The 16,573-nt window shown below is 36.1% G+C and carries 15 protein-coding genes; 7 read left to right on the forward strand and 8 right to left on the reverse strand.

Going from position 1 to position 16,573, the window contains the following annotated elements:
- Position 1 precedes the first annotated feature (1 nt).
- Together RNZ47_RS01555 and RNZ47_RS01560 are read right to left on the reverse strand one after the other, a co-directional pair.
- A complete protein-coding gene (locus RNZ47_RS01555) occupies positions 2-1,276 on the reverse strand; it encodes a ribonucleotide-diphosphate reductase subunit beta (protein WP_311935432.1) in 1,275 nt (424 codons plus the stop codon).
- 402 nt (positions 1,277-1,678) lie between these two features.
- Complete coding sequence (locus RNZ47_RS01560; RefSeq protein WP_311935433.1) at positions 1,679-2,242, reverse strand: DUF3109 family protein; 564 nt, start codon at positions 2,240-2,242, stop codon at positions 1,679-1,681.
- Between the two features lie 273 nt (positions 2,243-2,515).
- Here RNZ47_RS01560 and RNZ47_RS01565 point away from each other — a divergent pair, with 273 nt between their 5' ends.
- The 3 genes from RNZ47_RS01565 (at position 2,516) to RNZ47_RS01575 (ending at position 4,132) form a co-directional block, all read left to right on the forward strand.
- A complete protein-coding gene (locus RNZ47_RS01565; protein WP_311935435.1) occupies positions 2,516-3,103 on the forward strand; it encodes a MarC family protein in 588 nt (195 codons plus the stop codon).
- 62 nt (positions 3,104-3,165) lie between these two features.
- Positions 3,166-3,369: a hypothetical protein gene (locus RNZ47_RS01570; protein ID WP_311935436.1), complete on the forward strand. Its 204-nt coding sequence runs from the start codon at positions 3,166-3,168 to the stop codon at positions 3,367-3,369.
- Between the two features lie 157 nt (positions 3,370-3,526).
- Positions 3,527-4,132 (forward strand): NAD(P)-binding domain-containing protein, encoded by a 606-nt coding sequence (locus tag RNZ47_RS01575; RefSeq protein WP_311935438.1) that lies wholly within the window; start codon positions 3,527-3,529, stop codon positions 4,130-4,132.
- A gap of 2 nt (positions 4,133-4,134) precedes the next feature.
- Here the strand turns inward: RNZ47_RS01575 and RNZ47_RS01580 are convergent, their stop codons facing one another.
- From RNZ47_RS01580 to RNZ47_RS01590, 3 genes are all read right to left on the reverse strand, one after another.
- Positions 4,135-7,359, reverse strand: a complete 3,225-nt coding sequence (locus RNZ47_RS01580) for a T9SS type B sorting domain-containing protein (protein ID WP_311935440.1) — start codon at positions 7,357-7,359, stop codon at positions 4,135-4,137.
- A gap of 103 nt (positions 7,360-7,462) precedes the next feature.
- Positions 7,463-9,055 (reverse strand): S41 family peptidase, encoded by a 1,593-nt coding sequence (locus RNZ47_RS01585; protein WP_311935442.1) that lies wholly within the window; start codon positions 9,053-9,055, stop codon positions 7,463-7,465.
- On the reverse strand, positions 9,055-9,486 hold the full coding sequence (locus RNZ47_RS01590) for a deoxycytidylate deaminase (protein ID WP_311935443.1): 432 nt from the start codon (positions 9,484-9,486) through the stop codon (positions 9,055-9,057). The genes RNZ47_RS01585 and RNZ47_RS01590 overlap by 1 nt, the downstream gene beginning before the upstream one ends.
- 364 nt (positions 9,487-9,850) lie before the next feature.
- Here RNZ47_RS01590 and RNZ47_RS01595 point away from each other — a divergent pair, with 364 nt between their 5' ends.
- Positions 9,851-10,444, forward strand: a complete 594-nt coding sequence (locus RNZ47_RS01595) for a TPM domain-containing protein (RefSeq protein ID WP_311935445.1) — start codon at positions 9,851-9,853, stop codon at positions 10,442-10,444.
- 190 nt (positions 10,445-10,634) lie between these two features.
- Here the strand turns inward: RNZ47_RS01595 and RNZ47_RS01600 are convergent, their stop codons facing one another.
- Both RNZ47_RS01600 and RNZ47_RS01605 read right to left on the reverse strand, forming a co-directional pair.
- On the reverse strand, positions 10,635-11,225 hold the full coding sequence (locus RNZ47_RS01600) for a HupE/UreJ family protein (RefSeq protein WP_311935447.1): 591 nt from the start codon (positions 11,223-11,225) through the stop codon (positions 10,635-10,637).
- Between the two features lie 71 nt (positions 11,226-11,296).
- Positions 11,297-12,259 (reverse strand): NAD-dependent epimerase/dehydratase family protein, encoded by a 963-nt coding sequence (locus RNZ47_RS01605; protein WP_311935448.1) that lies wholly within the window; start codon positions 12,257-12,259, stop codon positions 11,297-11,299.
- A gap of 156 nt (positions 12,260-12,415) precedes the next feature.
- Here RNZ47_RS01605 and RNZ47_RS01610 point away from each other — a divergent pair, with 156 nt between their 5' ends.
- Positions 12,416-12,940 carry a hypothetical protein gene (locus tag RNZ47_RS01610; protein WP_311935450.1) on the forward strand — a complete coding sequence of 175 codons (525 nt, stop codon included), beginning with the start codon at positions 12,416-12,418 and terminating at the stop codon, positions 12,938-12,940.
- 119 nt (positions 12,941-13,059) lie between these two features.
- Positions 13,060-15,150, forward strand: a complete 2,091-nt coding sequence (locus RNZ47_RS01615; protein ID WP_311935452.1) for a M13 family metallopeptidase — start codon at positions 13,060-13,062, stop codon at positions 15,148-15,150.
- Between the two features lie 72 nt (positions 15,151-15,222).
- Here the strand turns inward: RNZ47_RS01615 and RNZ47_RS01620 are convergent, their stop codons facing one another.
- Entirely contained in the window at positions 15,223-15,936 is a 714-nt protein-coding gene (locus tag RNZ47_RS01620) for a tetratricopeptide repeat protein (protein WP_311935453.1), read from the reverse strand.
- 167 nt (positions 15,937-16,103) lie between these two features.
- On the opposite strand from RNZ47_RS01620, the gene RNZ47_RS01625 reads away from it, so the two are divergent.
- Positions 16,104-16,571, forward strand: coding sequence for a CBS domain-containing protein (locus tag RNZ47_RS01625; protein WP_311935454.1), 468 nt, complete (start codon positions 16,104-16,106; stop codon positions 16,569-16,571).
- Positions 16,572-16,573: the final 2 nt, after the last annotated feature.

Raw genomic sequence — 16,573 nt, forward strand, 5'->3', positions numbered from 1 at the left:
TTTAAAATAGGTCGTCGCTGGTTATACTTTTTGTTCTTTTACTGTAGTTTATAGATCGTTTTACGAAGAAATCCCCGTGTTTTGTGCCTATGATTTCGTCGTCAAACCACTCGGTTTTTTCAACTAATTTTTGGTCTATCTCGAATACTTTTTCAATACCAATACTTTCTAGGGAGTTGTTAAAACGATTTTTAATAAATTCGTTAATCACATCTTTTGGTAAAAATTCCAATTCTCCCGCTTCAAAAATCCAGTCTACTATTTTACTTTCAGATTCAAAGGCTTCTCTACATAATTCTTGTACTAATTTGGCGTGCTCGTCATCAAACCAAGTTGGGTTTTCTTCTTTTATAATTCTGATAACATCTATCCCGAAATCGCCATGGATTTGTTCTTCTTTAGAGGTTGCTTCAACAACGTTTGAAACTCCTTTAAGCATGTTTTTATGCTTATTAAAAGCCATAATTATTAAAAACTGAGAGAACAAAGAAACATGCTCTATAAAGAGTGAGAACAATAAAATAGACTCTGAAAACTCCTTGTTATCTTCACTTTTTGCGTTTTTTAATGCGGTTTCCAAATAGTGCACACGACGCATGATTACGGGTTTCTTTTTTAGGTGCTTAAACTCGTTGTTTAAACCCAAAATTTCAAGTAAATGCGAATAGGCGTCTTGGTGTCTTACTTCACTTTCTGCGAAAGTAGCTCCCACCGACCCAATTTCCGGTTTAGGCATTTTATTATAAAGATCGCCCCAAAAACTTTTAACCGCCACTTCAATTTGAGAAATGGCAAGCATGGTGTTTTTTATCGCATTTTGCTCTACTATGGTAAGCTTGGTTTTAAAATCTTGTATATCGCTGGTAAAGTTAAACTCTGAATGAATCCAATAAGAATGTCTTATGGCATCAACATAATCGTTAAGCGCAGGATACTCGTAAGGTTTTAGGTTTATGCGCTTTTCAAAAATATTGGTCTTTCTGTTTCTAGCCTGCTCGTCTCTGTATAAAATATAGGCTTTAGCCACATCGTGAAATGCGCTTTCCATTAATTTTTCTTCAACAAGATCTTGTACCTGCTCCACGGTTGGCACATACTTATAATCTTTTTCCTTTCTGTTCAATAAGGCTTTTAAAACATTTACGGCAATGGTGTTGGCGTCTTCCTTAGTGCCGTTACCAACAGAAAGCATGGCTTTTTCAATGGCATTAGAAATCTTTTTTAAAACAAAAGGGCTTGTTTCGTAATCTCTTTTAATAATGTGTGTAATCTCCATATTTTATAATTAATAGCTAGTTGGTTGCAAGACCGGTGTAAAACCAAAAAAAAAAAAATCTAAATTATTTCTTTTTTTAAGAAAGAATATAGCGTGTGTTTTCCAAAAAAAATCAGATTCCCCATCGTTTTATTTTGATATAATGAAACAGAAAATCTAACTTTATTTGCTCTTAACAAAGGTTGGCAATTGTTCTCAAAAAAGAAAGGGTGTTTTGTAAACCTTATCAACAAGTTTTTAACAAACAAACAATAGCGCTGAAAACAAGAAGTTTACACAAAATTTTAGCAATGTACTGGAAATCAGTATTTTAATATTTTTGACTGCTTAAAAAGTGAACATAAAAAGTGAAGATTTTTTTATCAAAAAACCCTTGTTTTGCTGGTGCTCAAGATGGTTATTTTATAAAGTTTTTGCAACTTTTTCCAGCTCCGTATACCAGTCTTCCCCAAACTTTCGAATCAGGGCTTCTTTTACAAATTTGTAAACCGGCACTTGCAGTTCTTTACCAAGCGTGCAGGCATCATCGCAAATGTCCCATTTATCATAATTTACCGCCGAAAATTCAGAATATGCTTTGACCCGAATGGGGTATAAATGACAAGATACTGGTTTTTTCCAAGAAATTTCTCCTTGATTATAAGCTTCTTCGATACCGCAAAGTGCTGTGTTTTTTTCATCAAAAATCACATAGGCACAATCGGCATTATTAATCAAAGGGGTTTCAAAATCACCAAAATCCGTAGTAATATGCGTGCCCTGTTTTTCAATAGCTTCAATACCTTCTTGTCGCAAAAAAGGTTTCACCTTCGGATAGATGTCTTTTAGGATTTGAACCTCATCTTCGTCAAGTGGCGCACCGGCATCGCCATCAATACAACACGCGCCTTTGCAGGCCGATAGGTTGCACACAAAATCCTTTTCTATAATATCTTCCGAAACTATGGTTTTTCCTAATTGAAACATATTCTACTATTTAACCTACTTTTATAAAAATGTTTTACGCTTTATTGGAAAACATTTGTTTTTTTATCAGTTGTAATTGAGTAGGCAAAAGTATAGAAACTTTACATTAATATAATGTTATAAATCGGTTATAATCATCTACTTTTGCCGAAAAATTAAGAACCTCTATTTTTAGTGATTATTAATTTTTTAGATTCCCGATTTAGCGAGAATGACAAATGATATAAAAACGCAGCAAGCTGCGACATATTTTTGAATTTAAACCTTTAAAAAATGCAACTTAATTTTAAAGAAATATTCACCGCTTTTATGGTGTTGTTTGCGGTGATCGACATTATTGGTAACGTGCCAATTGTAATCGATTTACGTAAAAAAGTAGGACATATTCAAAGCGAGAAAGCATCACTTATTGCTGGGGTTATTTTAATTGTGTTTCTGTTTTTGGGAAAAAGCATTTTAAACCTAATTGGAATTGATGTAAACTCGTTTGCCGTGGCTGGTGCCTTTATTTTATTCTTTATTGCTTTGGAAATGATTTTGGGCATAACACTTTATAAGCAAGAAGAGCACGATGCTATGACTACGGCTGTTTTTCCGTTGGCATTCCCGTTAATTGCCGGCCCAGGCAGTTTAACCACTTTACTCTCGTTGCGTGCCGAATTTAGAATTGAAAATATTATTGTTGCGGTTTTATTAAACGTAATTATTATTTATATTGTGCTTAAAACATCCTCGAAAATAGAACGTTTTTTAGGGCAAAATGGCATTAACATTGTACGTAAGGTATTTGGCGTTGTACTATTAGCCATTGCCGTAAAATTATTTGCCCATAACATTAAAGCGTTGTTTGATGTGGTATAAAAACCCGTAATGGGTAGCAGGTAAATTAAAGATTATTACAAAACGATTAAAATTTTAAATACATGAAACTTTTAACCATAATACTTAGTATTGCAGCTTTAGGACTTATTATTTTTAACGTTACAAAAGTAGATTTCAATGCCCCTTTTCAGGGCGAAAGCATTATAGCGTTAATTGCGATAGTTGCAGCGATTTGCGTTATCATCATGATGGGGATTTTACGAATCTCAAAACGTATAGAGCAAAAGGCAAAAAAACATAGTTAACGTCTATTTAACTTTAAAAAGACACTTTAGCTGTTTCTTTTTCTCCTATTTAGCCTAAAACACAATTAGCGTTACTTAGGCTATGGTTTTATTTTTTGATCTTTACCTATCAAAAAAAACAAATCGATTTTTTTAATTTTAAAACTCAGTGATTTTGATGTACGATGCTTTAATTATTGGTGGTGGCGCTGCGGGCTTATCTTGCGCCTTGGTTTTGGGGTCTGCAAAAAACAAACCTTTTGCAGCAAACAAACAGATTGCTATTATTACACATCAAAAAACATCGCATTTACAAAATGCTTTATTTAATAATGTTTTAGGTTTAGAACCCGGAACCACCGGTGCCTCAATTTTAGAAAAAGGCAAAAAGCAATTAGGCGATTTATATCCGCACGTTGCCCAAATTGAAAACGAAAAAGTATCTGCTATTTCTAAATCCGTTCACGACTTTAAAGTTAAAACCAACAAAAACACTTACGAAGCCAAACTGGTGGTTATCGCTGTGGGTTACACCAATTTAATGCGGATAAAAGGTTTGGAAAGTTATATAGAACCACATCCAAAAGCAGCGATTGAAAAAGACTGTATTTGGTTAAAAAATACCAATCATTTAATTGAAGAAAACCTTTATGTTGCCGGTACATTGGCCGGTTGGCGCAGTCAGTTTGCCATAGCTTCGGGTAGTGGCGCACATGTGGCGACCGATATTTTAACGCTTTGGAATGGTGGGAAACACACTAAGGTGCATGATAAGATTGTTTAAAATTATCGTTTTAAAGAAAAGTGCCCTAATTGCTTTTCTCCATCATCAAAAACAATTTGAAACCAATAATCATTTTCCGGAAGCTTATTCCCATTGAAAGTTCCATCCCATCCATGACTATCATACGGTAAGTGTTTTAAAAGCTTTCCGAATCTATCATATATAAATATGGAATACCTTCGTGATGTTTGTCCTTTTAATTTCCACAAATCATTAACTCCGTCTCCATTGGGCGTAAAAAAATTTGGGTAATCTAAAATAGTAACTTTCTCTTTTAAAATTCCACATCCGTTAATCTCTTGAACATATACTGAGTAATCTCCTCCGCTTAAGTTATTAAACACATTGCTATTTTGATAATTCATCCCATCTAATGAGAATACATATTCTAAATTGGAATTAATAATAACCTCTATCATATTGTTATTACTAAACTCCTTAATTTTAATTTCATAATCGGAAATTGGCGTCACACTCGTTATTGTAACATCAACTTCTGAGGTATCTGAACCACAAACGCCATTGTTGACCGTGTAAGTATAAATCCCTGCTGAATCTGTTGAAAGATCAAAAACACCTGTTCCACTTGACAAACTTGGTGTCCATATACCACTTGCATCTGGCGCACCTGTTAAGCTGTCAAATAAATTAACCGCATTACTGTTAATGCATATTTCTAAATTACCATTTAATCCAGCATCTGGCAAAACATCAATTGCAACGCTGACCTCCGAAGTGTCCGAACCACAAGCACCATTGGTAACCGTGTAAGTATAAACCCCTGCTGAATCTGCGGAAGGGTCGAAAACACCTGTTCCGCTTGACAAACTTGGTGTCCAAATACCTCCTGCATCTGGCGCACCTGTTAAGCTGTCAAATAAATTAACCGCATTACTGTTAATGCATATTTCTAAATTACCATTTAATCCAGCATCTGGCAAAACATCAATTGCAACGCTGACCTCCGAAGTGTCCGAACCACAAGCACCATTGGTAACCGTGTAAGTATAAACCCCTGCTGAATCTGCGGAAGGGTCGAAAACACCTGTTCCGCTTGATAAACTTGGTGTCCAAATACCTCCTGCATCTGGCGCACCTGTTAAGCTGTCAAATAAATTAACCGCATTACTGTTTATACATATTTCTAAATTACCATTTAATCCAGCATCTGGTAAAACATCAATTGCAACGCTGACCTCCGAAGTGTCCGAACCACAAGCACCATTGACAACCGTGTAAGTATAAACCCCTGCTGAATCTGCGGAAGGGTCGAAAACACCTGTTCCGCTTGATAAACTTGGTGTCCAAATACCTCCTGCATCTGGCGCACCTGTTAAGCTGTCAAATAAATTAACCGCATTACTGTTTATACATATTTCTAAATTACCATTTAATCCAGCATCTGGTAAAACATCAATTGCAACGCTGACCTCCGAGGTATCCGAACCACAAGCACCATTGACAACCATGTAAGTATAAACCCCTGCTGAATCCGTATAAGGATCGAAAACACCCGTTCCGCTTGATAAACTTGGTGTCCAAATGCCTCCTGCATGTGGCGTGCCTGTTAAGCTGTCAAATAAGTTGACAGAGCTATTATTTATACATATTTCTAAACTGCCATCTTCTCCTGCGCTTAAAATGTTTGCTTGCTGAAAATCAAAAATACCATCATTGTTATCATCAAGAGGCACCGTATATCCATCAGATTCACCAATAATTAACCCATTTGCGTCCACAGTATCCGGTGCATTTCCTAAAGTGCCATTCTGGTCATTGTCTGTGAAGCCAGCTTCTATTACATCAAAGCAGCCATCATTATCACTATCTAAATCTTGATGGTCTGGTTTGCCATCATTATCTGTGTCCCTTGTAGGGTTTCCATTTTGTTCAACAGCATCAAGAATGCCATCATTATCATCATCTAAATCATCATCATTTAAAATACCATCGCCATCAAAGTCTGGAATACATTCTTCTCTCACTTCTTTTTCACTACTACATTTTGATGGATTACCGATAATTTTAATAATGCCATAAACATTTCCATATGTAAGTAAATTACATATTGCTGAACAATCTGAAAGTGATGGGTTATATCTTAAAAAAAGACCAATAACCCCAACAGTGAAGAGATTTTCTAGTCCAGATAAGTTTAATAGTGAATCATTATATGTGATTTGTAAACCTTCCGCCTCAATTAAATTGCCGAAACCAATTAAGCTTGTTAATTTGTCATTTGTAGTTATACCCAATTCTCCTTCTAACTTTTCAAGATTAGCAAAGCCTGTTATTTCAACAAGATTATTATTATCATATATATATAAGTTCCCCCATGAAGGATCCAGATCTCCTATAATTTTAACACTGTTAAAACTCTTAATATCTTCTAATCCTGTTTTAGTAATTTCTAAACCACTCCCGATTGTTACGAGATTATCAAACATTGGGATTTCTATTAAAGAAGCCCCGCTAAAAACCATTCGATATGATACTTTTTCAAAACTTGCAAAACCAATAATTTTTGTTAAATCATTATTCACTATTATTTCGATATTCCTTGCAATCTCAATTAATGAATTAAACCCATTTATTTCAGTAAGGGCGTCATTTTTCTCAATACTTAGATTTCCTTTAAAAGATGAACTATTAAACACAGTTCCAATTTTTGCTAGTTTATTAAAACCATTTAATTTTTCCGTTTTATTACATGTTCTTATCAAAAACCACCCTTCTACACTTTGTAAGTTTTCAAAAGGGGATATTGTTTCCAAAGAATAATTCTCAGACATTTGAAAATTTCCTAAAATTTTTTCTAAAGCACTAAATCCTTTAATATGTTTTAAAGTGCTATAGTTTTGGGAAATTAAAAAATCTCCGCCTACTGTATGCAGTTTATCAATACCCTCAATAGTTTCAATTAAATGACTTTGATCAATTTCAAAATCTCCTCCAACGTATTCTAAATTACTGAAATTTGATACACTTGTGATTTCAGAATAATTAATTATTAATGACCCTTCTATTCGTTTTATTGCTGTTATTCCAGAAATATCAGTAGCATCCCCAATTATTAAATCGCCATTAATAACCTCACAAGTTCCAAAATTTGCAATATAATCTTCAACTGCACTTTGGTTATTCAAATTAACAGTTCCTGTAGGACATTGAGCATATATTAAATCACCAAAAAGTAAAATGATAAAAAGTAAAATTGACCTATACAACTATAACAGAATTTAGATTTAGAAATCTAAAATATAAAAACAAGTAAGATAAGTAGTATTAATTATGAGATATTCGATATAAAAAAATAAATAGTCGCTTAAATTACTGCTCCCCATCACTCAACTTAACCACCTCTTCAATCATAATATCGCGTTGGTTGAACACCTCTTCGAAAGCACCATTGCCAAAAAGTTGATCGGCCAAAGTGGCTTTAATATATTGTTTTACTTCGTCGTGGTATGCCACAAAGGTTATCTTAGAATTCAGCCTAAGGTTTACATAATCCTGTATCGCATAAACCCAATCTTCCTCAACTTCAAAATTATCGATAAAATCCTGCCTAGACATATTACTGAAAACACTTCGGTCTTTATCCAATTCCCTAAACACAAAATTACCTATAAAACCACGTCGAAATAATTGAGAAAGGGTTTCGTTGTGCATACTGTTATCAATGGGCACAAACACATCGGGGATAATACCGCCGCCGCCATAAACAATTTTACCTTTTGGTGTGGTGAATTTTAGCGAATCGGCCACTTGAATTTTTTCCGGATCCAAAAGTTCGCCACTGTCCAATCGTTCAAAATACTCGTCGTAATAGTCTTTATGCCCATTTTTGTACGGCCTTTGAATAGAGCGACCCGTTGGCGTATAATAACGCGATACGGTTAAGCGCACCGCACTGCCATCGCCTAAATCCATTTCGCGTTGCACGAGGCCTTTGCCGTAAGAGCGTCGCCCGATTATGGTGCCTTTGTCGTTGTCTTGCAATGCGCCGGCAACAATTTCGCTTGCCGATGCCGAGTTTTCGTCAATCAGCACATACACATGGCCTTTTTCAAAATTCCCTTTACTTGTTGCAAAGCTTTTTTCGATGCTGCCGCGCTTATTTTTTGTGTACAAAATAAGTTTATCGTCTTCTAAAAACTCATCTACAATCTGTTCGGCAATCCCTAAAAAACCGCCTGGGTTGTCGCGCAAATCCAACGCGATTTCCGTGGCACCAAGATCAATAAGTTTTTCCAATCCTTTTTTAAACTCTTTATAGGTAGATTCAGCAAACCGATTGATTTTGATATAACCCAATTTCTCGGTTAACATATATGCGGCATCAACACTTTTAATGGGAATGTGCCCACGTTTAACCGTAAAATCCAAAAGCTTTGGTTCGCCTTTTCTGTAAACTTTCAATTTTACTTTGCTGTTAATGGGGCCTTTAAGTTTTTTAATAATCTCGCCGTCTTGTAATTTTTTTCCATAAAGCGAATCGCCGTTGGCCATAATAATCCGGTCGCCACCTTTAATGCCCGCTTTGGCACTTGGTCCGTTTTCAATAGGCCTAATTACCGCAATGGAATCCCTGAAGGGATAAAAACTAATGCCTATGCCCACAAAATCACCTTTCATGTTTTCGGCAACACGCTCCATATCTTCTTTGGGAATGTACACCGAATGCGGGTCCAGATTATCCAGAATGCCATTAACCGTAACATCAACAATACTATCGGTGTTTACCTCATCAACATAATCGTAATCAATATAATCGATAAGTCGGTTTAGTTTGTCCTTTTTGCTATTGGTTGAAAACAGGCGGTCTGGCGCATCGGTAAAATTCAACTTGCCGCCAATAAAAATGCCTGCTGCAATAGCAACACCTAAAACCAAGGGTAAATATTTTTTTTGATATGGCATTATTTGTCTATTTCTTCAATTAATTTAAGTTCAACACCTGCTTTTTCCAAAAAGCGCAGTCCGGAATCGTCTTTATAGGCTTGGTTGTACACCACTTTTACTATGCCCGCTTGATGTATTAATTTGCTACATTCTTTACAGGGCGACATGGTTATGTACAAGGTTGCCCCTGTTGCCGATTGGGTCGATGCCGCTACTTTTAAAATGGCGTTGGCCTCGGCATGCAGCACGTACCATTTGGTGTAACCCTGTTCGTCTTCGCAAAAATTCTCAAAACCCGAAGGCGTACCGTTGTACCCGTCGGATATTATCATTCTATCCTTTACAATAAGTGCGCCAACTTGACGGCGTTTGCAATACGATAATTTTCCCCACTCTTTGGCAATTCTTAAATAAGCCTTATCGTACTTAAGTTGTTTATGTTCTGGCATTAATTTATTTTATAATTTGGGCGTTACCTTTTACTCATACCTACAAGGTTAAAAAAACCTTGCAGGATCGCAAAAGGTCAGGCTTTTCGCTACAATCTTTTGCAAAAAAGCAAAAGGATTTTCACTACAATCCTTAACGCGAATCAATATAACGAATATACTCGGTTCGTATTTTAATTGCAACGCAAGTTCGTTAAACTTTTGCGAAAATTTGATATGGGTGCGCAACATTTTAAAATACCTATAAACCTTACAATAAACCAAATAGGTTTTAAATGATGTAGTAAAAAGATTATCTTTACGGTGTAGCAATAGCAAAAAACTTATTATTTACATGTTGCACGCAAAACAAAGAAAAACTTAAATGAAGAAGAAGGTATTAATAATAACTGGCTCGATAGGAATTTTATACATTCTTTTGGCATTTGTTTTACCAAAATTTGTTGCTGTACCTTTAGCCGCATACCATTCAAAAAAGGTTTGGACTGAAAACGAAAAAGACTATTCGGAATCCAAATCATCTAATTTGGTGTTAGACAGTATTGGTAATTTTCCTTTGCCAATTGGTTATGTATCTGACTATGAAAAAATATTCAGTGAGCGGCAAATTTCACATCTGACTAAATTAATCATTGATTACGAACAAAAAACGACAAGAGAAATTGCAATTGTTACGATTAGCTCAATTGAACCCTACGAAAACGTAAAGGATTATGCAACGGATTTGGCAAATGAATGGAAAATTGGAAAGCCAGAAAAGGACAACGGACTTATAATTTTATTCAGTAAAAATTTACGACAAATTAGAATTGCAACGGGAACAGGCACAGAGCAAAAACTAACTGATGAAATCTGCAAAAAGGTAATTGACAGTACTATTGTTCCCGAATTTAAAAAAGGTAAATATTACAATGGCATTGAAAGTGGGTTAAAGGAATTGATGAAACGTTGGGAATAACCACAGTTTACCCCAAATTAGCCCGCGTTAGGGATTGCAGCGGCATCCTTTTTAAAAATGAGAAAAATAAAGTTTAATAAGAACTAAAATTTAACAGATTGCCACAGTCGTTCCTCCTTCGCAATGACGTTTAAAAAGATATAGCGGAAAGCCCGACCCCCTTTTCAGGGGGTAACGCCCAAATAATTATTTAAGCCAAAAAGTCGTTGTTAAGCAACATGGGGATAACCAAACCAACTACGATTGCCGATATCACCATAATCCAATCGCGCTTGGTAAACCTAAATATGGTTTGCACCACATAGCTTAAAAACAGCACGACAAACACGATAATAACTTGGGCAATTTCAATGCCTAAAGCAAACTCCAACAGTAAAACCAGTTTGCTGTCGGTGGCTCCCAAAAGCATATGAAACTCGCGTGCAAAGCCCAAACCGTGTATTAATCCAAAAAACAGGGTGGTTAAAAACAGGACGCCTATTTTTTCTTTTTGTGCGCCTTTGCCCGCGGTAAACACATTGTACAGCGCCACAATTAAAATGGTTATAGGTATTAAAAATTCTACCATTTGAGCGTTAACGCTTACTACATTGTAGGCCGCCAAAACAAGCGACAAGGTATGCCCCAAGGTAAATACGGTTACGAGCAGTAAAACCCGTTTCCAGTCTTTAAAAACATAGGGAATGGTGAGTACGATTAGAAATAAAACGTGGTCGTAAGCATTTATATCCAGCACGTGGTTCATGCCGTATTTTACGTTGAATAAAAAATTGTCAAGCATTTTAATTAAGATTTAGGGTTAATTGGGTATGTCAAATATACGAATAAAGGCAGGTTTTGGCTGTAATTCTATTATTTTACCTCAGTATTATATTTTTTATCCAACTGAAAAAGCATCTCTTTGGTAATGGCTTCGAGCGAAAAGGCGTGTTTCCAATGCCAATCTTGTCGTGCCGCATCGTCGTTTATGCTTTTTGGCCAACTATCGGCAATGGCTTGCCTGTAATCGGGCGTGTAGCTTATTTCGAATTCCGGAATGTGGTTTTTTATCGATTGTGCCACTTCCTTTGGCGTAAAGCTTATGGCAGCCAAATTGTAAGACGACCGTATTTTTATGGTATCGGCATCGGCCCGCATAATATCGATGGTGGCCTTAATGGCATCGTCCATATACATCATGGGCAGCTTCGTGTTTTCAGATAAAAAACAATCGAATTTCTTATCGGTAATGGCTTTGTGGTAAATATCTACCGCATAATCTGTTGTGCCGCCACCGGTTTGTGTTTTCCAACTCACAATGCCCGGGTAGCGCAAACTCCTAACATCTACACCGTATTTTTGGTTGTAGTATTCACACCAACGTTCGCCAACTTGTTTGGTAATGCCGTAAACGGTTGTGGGTTCCATGGCCGTATATTGCGGCGTATTTTCAGATGGCGTAGAGGGGCCAAAAACGGCAATACTAGAGGGCCAAAACACTTGTTTTATAAACTTTGCTTTTGCCAAATTTAAAACGTTGAACAGCGAATTCACATTCAACTCCCAAGCTTTCATCGGGAATTTTTCTCCCGTGGCGCTCAACATGGCTGCCATTAAGTAAACGGTGTCGATGTTGTGTTTTTCAATACACATATTAATGCTGGCATAATCTTGGGCGTCAACAATTTCAAAAAGCCCAGAGTTAACAATATCTAAATTACTATAGCTTATATCGCTTGCAATTACATTTTCATCGCCATAAATGCCTCTAAGCTTAAATGTTAATTCCGAACCAATTTGTCCGCAAGCACCAATAATCAATATTTTTGGGTTCATTTAAAACACGGTTTATAAGAATAAATCAAAAATAATAAGATTATATTGATAATATTTCATTTTAAAGATGAAAATTTTTCAAGAACACGATTGATTATTTCACATTAAACAAACTATTGCTATATCTTTGTAAAGCATCCAAAAACATGTAGTTGTATGAACCTTAAACTTATAAGCCTCATTTGTATTTTTATGATGGTGTCTTCTTGTAAAAAAACGGAAGAAAACAATCCTGAGGAAGTTAACGATACAGAAATCAAGAGTCAGGGATTATCTGAAAGTGACATCGCAAAACTTGATTTTGCTGATTTTGGCTTAGACGAAAAAACAGAGCGCGCCATTGAAAACTGGCAAGAATACTACCAACTTCAAGATATTGTAAACAATGTAAAAAAAGGCGATTTAATTTATTTCAGCAATAATGAGGAAGCCATTAAAACGCTTTTAACCGATTTAAAAAAGAATATTCCTGCGCCAGTAAATACCTCGGCCACCTTGGCCAGATTACAGGTTTTAGACACTAAGGTTTTAAAGTTGGAAAGCTTATATAACCTATCCACCACATCAAAATCGGAGCTTAATGCTACCGTAAAAGAGTTTTTGGTGGCGGTGTCAAACTTAAACTTCCAAATGAATAAAAAGCTGGAGAAAGACAGCAGAAACATTCAAAAACCCCAGTAAAACACAGGTCTTATTTTCTTAATCTTTTGTTAAGGTTGTTATAAATAGCATTTTGAAAGTGCTAAATAATAGTACCTTGTGCAACAATTTTTTAAAACTAAATCACTAATTACAAACACATGAAAACCAAATTAAATTCTTTATTTCTATTTAGCGGATTGGCTTTTTTAGGGCTCGTTGCCTGTAAAAACGATGCCAAAAAAGAAACCGCACAAATGGAAACCGTACCAGGTATTAACCTAGAATACATGGACACCAATGTAAAACCAAATGATGATTTTTTTAGACACGTAAATGGTACTTGGCTGGACAATAACGACATTCCTTCAGACCGAACCCGTTGGGGAAGTTTTGATGAACTCAGAAAAAAAACAGACGAAGATGCTTTAGCCATTTTAAAATCGGCCATGGCAACCGACAAAGATTTGAATACCATTGAGGTTTTACCGGGTTCAGATCAAGAAAAAGCGGTATTTCTCTTCCAATCCATAATGGATACCGTTACCAGAGATGCCCAAGGTATTAAGCCTATTGAAGCGGTATTGGCTAAAATCGATAACATTAAAAACAGTACCGATTTACAAGATTTTTTAATTGAAACAGCTCCAAAAGGCGGTCGCGCTTTTTTTGGCTTTGGCGTAGGCGCACATCCTAAAAACAGCAATCTGAACACAGGTTATTTAGGTAATGGCGCATTGGGCTTAAGTCGCGATTATTATGTTGATGAGGATGACGACACTAAAGCTAAACGAGAAAAATATCGTGCGCACATTGCCCGTATGTTAAATTTTATCGGTGATTCGGACGAAGAGGCCAAAGCAAATGCCGATAACATTTTAGCTTTCGAAACCCGAATGGCTAAACCCAGAATGACTAAAGAAGACCGGCGTGATGCCAGAAAAAGATACAATCCTAAATCGATGGACGATTTGGCAAAAATGACGCCTTCAATCAATTGGGACGCCTACTTTAAAGGTATTGGCGTTAAGGAATTGGACACCGTTATTGTTACAGACCCCGGATACTTTAATGCATTAGAGGGCATTTTAAAAGAAAACAATGTTAACGATTGGAAAAATTATTTACGTTGGACTTTAATTGATGGAAATTCCGGGTTATTATCTACCGAAATCGATAAAGCCAATTGGGAGTTTTACAGTAAAGAACTAAGAGGTTCAAAAAAGCAAAGAGACCGGGAAGAGCGTGCTTTAGGAACACTAAACGGCACTATTGGTGAAGCTTTAGGAAAACTTTATGTGGATAAAAAATTCCCGCCAGAGGCTAAAGCCAAAGCCGAAAAAATGATTAAAAACATTATGCTGGCTTTTGAAAAAAGAATCGACAACCTCGAATGGATGACGCCTGAAACCAAAGAAAAAGCAAAGGAGAAATTACAAAAAATGAATGTTAAAATAGCCTATCCAGACCAATGGAAAGACTATGCTGATCTTGATGTTGAAAGTGTTGAAAATGGCGGCTCGTACTTTAGCAACATGCAAAATGTAAGAGCTTGGAATTTTAAAGATGGCTTAAATAAACTCGGAAAACCGGTTGACAAAAGCGAATGGCTTATGGCACCTCAAGTTGTAAACGCCTATTTTATGCCACCGTATAACGAAATTGTTTTTCCTGCGGCTATTTTACAACCGCCTTTTTATAACTATCAAGCCGATGAAGCTGTAAATTATGGCGGCATTGGCGCTGTAATTGGTCACGAAATATCACATTGTTTCGATGATTCCGGGTCGCGTTACGATGCTGACGGAAACCTAAACAATTGGTGGACCGATGAAGATTTAGAGCAATTTACCACCTTAGGGAAAAAACTTTCCGAGCAATACAGCGAAGTTGAAGCTTTACCTGAAACTTTTTTAAATGGTGAGTTTACCTTAGGTGAAAACATTGGAGATTTAGGAGGAATTAATGCCGCGTACGATGGTTTGCAATTATATATGGCTGAACATGGCAGACCAGAAAACATTGATGGCTACACACCAGAGCAACGTTTGTTTTTATCGTGGGCAACCATTTGGAGAACAAAATACACTGATGATGCGTTACGCAATCAAATAAAAACCAACACGCATTCTCCGGGTATGTATCGTGCCGTTATGCCTCTTAAAAATGTGGATGCTTTTTATGAAGCTTTTGATATTAAAGAAGGAGACGCCATGTATTTAAAACCGGAAGACCGTGTAAAAATCTGGTAATCCCAAATAGTTCTCAATAAAAAAGCGCAGATTCCTAATTAGGAATCTGCGCTTTTTTTATTCTTTTTAAATCTAATTTTTGGGTTGAGCGGCAGCTTGTGTCAAAGCTTGTTTCTGTCTTAACAATTCAGATTTTGTCAATTGAATTAAATTAAAATTAGGTGCCGTTTTTTGGGTGGCATCCAAAATATCAACTGCTTTATCAATATTGGCTTTGGTATCTTGGTTATACACCACTAAAGCATTCAAATACATAAAGGCTGCTTTTAAAGACACTTGATATGGTTTTTGCGTTTCGTAAAACGCTTTGGTCATATCATCTTTAGCATTAGCAAGACCATAATTAATATGTTTTAAAGCTTCATCCAGTTTTTGGGTTTGCAAGTTTAATTCGGCCAACTCATAAGCGATAAGGGCGTTTGGGTTTCTTTTAAAAAGCTCCTCAAAATGGCCTATAGCCAAAGCTGGTCTTTTTACCGATTTTAAAGACAACGCTTTAACCTCAACGGCAATATCGGAATCGCCAACATTTCTTTCAATACCAATCGTATTTAAAGCCTGTACATATTTGCCTTCGCTCATATAAATATAGGCCAAAGTGTCTTGCCTTGCCACAGATGGCGACAACACATTCAAATGCGTCATGGCATTTATTATGCCCTGCATATCGCCTTGTGTTTTCATTTGGTTGTAATAAGCCTCGTAGTGCTTAATTAAATCTGGGCTGCTCTGTGCTTTTAACTGAAAACAGCCTACCACTAAAGCCAACATTAAAAATCGTTTCATTTCTACTTTTTTAAATTTCGCTAAAACTATAAAAAAATAGCATGTAATGTCTTAAAACAATGCTAATTATTTTCATTTTTTATGATCTGAAAATTAAAGTTGCCTCTTGTTTCTAGGAAAATTCAAAAAAAATAATTATATTTAAGATTACTTTAATTTTATTTTTTATGGCAATTAAAAGTTTCCAAGGCGCAAGAAGGCAGCAAGCAAATGCTGAAGACAACACACCTTTAAAGGTTAGTGACTATATGACACGGGATTTAATTACGTTTACACCAAAGCAAACCATTGAAAGTGTGATGCAATCGTTAATTAAGAACCGTATTTCCGGTGGCCCCGTGGTAAATGAAAAAAATGAACTGATTGGAATAATTTCTGAAGGTGATTGCATTAAACAAATCAGCGAAAGCCGTTATTACAATATGCCGATGCAAGATAAAACCATTGAAAATTTTATTACCCAAAATGTAGATACCATTGATGGCAACATGAATATTTTTGATGCCGCCAATGAATTTTTAAAAACCAAACACCGTAGGTTTCCCATAGTTGAAAACGGTAAATTAGTGGGACAGATTAGCCAAAAAGATGTACTAAAGGCCGCTATGAAACTTAAAGGGCAAACTTGGAAATAGGT

The organism is Hwangdonia seohaensis (assembly GCF_031932625.1).
GTDB lineage: Bacteria > Bacteroidota > Bacteroidia > Flavobacteriales > Flavobacteriaceae > Hwangdonia > Hwangdonia seohaensis.

Excerpts from the sequence above, each read along its gene's own strand:
- RNZ47_RS01555 (WP_311935432.1), bottom strand. The coding sequence starts at position 1,276 with ATGGAGATTACACACATTATTAAAAGAGATTACGAAACAAGCCCTTTT.
- RNZ47_RS01560 (WP_311935433.1), bottom strand. The coding sequence starts at position 2,242 with ATGTTTCAATTAGGAAAAACCATAGTTTCGGAAGATATTATAGAAAAG.
- RNZ47_RS01565 (WP_311935435.1), top strand. The coding sequence starts at position 2,516 with ATGCAACTTAATTTTAAAGAAATATTCACCGCTTTTATGGTGTTGTTT.
- RNZ47_RS01570 (WP_311935436.1), top strand. The coding sequence starts at position 3,166 with ATGAAACTTTTAACCATAATACTTAGTATTGCAGCTTTAGGACTTATT.
- RNZ47_RS01575 (WP_311935438.1), top strand. The coding sequence starts at position 3,527 with ATGTACGATGCTTTAATTATTGGTGGTGGCGCTGCGGGCTTATCTTGC.
- RNZ47_RS01585 (WP_311935442.1), bottom strand. The coding sequence starts at position 9,055 with ATGCCATATCAAAAAAAATATTTACCCTTGGTTTTAGGTGTTGCTATT.
- RNZ47_RS01590 (WP_311935443.1), bottom strand. The coding sequence starts at position 9,486 with ATGCCAGAACATAAACAACTTAAGTACGATAAGGCTTATTTAAGAATT.
- RNZ47_RS01595 (WP_311935445.1), top strand. The coding sequence starts at position 9,851 with ATGAAGAAGAAGGTATTAATAATAACTGGCTCGATAGGAATTTTATAC.
- RNZ47_RS01600 (WP_311935447.1), bottom strand. The coding sequence starts at position 11,225 with ATGCTTGACAATTTTTTATTCAACGTAAAATACGGCATGAACCACGTG.
- RNZ47_RS01605 (WP_311935448.1), bottom strand. The coding sequence starts at position 12,259 with ATGAACCCAAAAATATTGATTATTGGTGCTTGCGGACAAATTGGTTCG.
- RNZ47_RS01610 (WP_311935450.1), top strand. The coding sequence starts at position 12,416 with ATGAACCTTAAACTTATAAGCCTCATTTGTATTTTTATGATGGTGTCT.
- RNZ47_RS01615 (WP_311935452.1), top strand. The coding sequence starts at position 13,060 with ATGAAAACCAAATTAAATTCTTTATTTCTATTTAGCGGATTGGCTTTT.
- RNZ47_RS01620 (WP_311935453.1), bottom strand. The coding sequence starts at position 15,936 with ATGAAACGATTTTTAATGTTGGCTTTAGTGGTAGGCTGTTTTCAGTTA.
- RNZ47_RS01625 (WP_311935454.1), top strand. The coding sequence starts at position 16,104 with ATGGCAATTAAAAGTTTCCAAGGCGCAAGAAGGCAGCAAGCAAATGCT.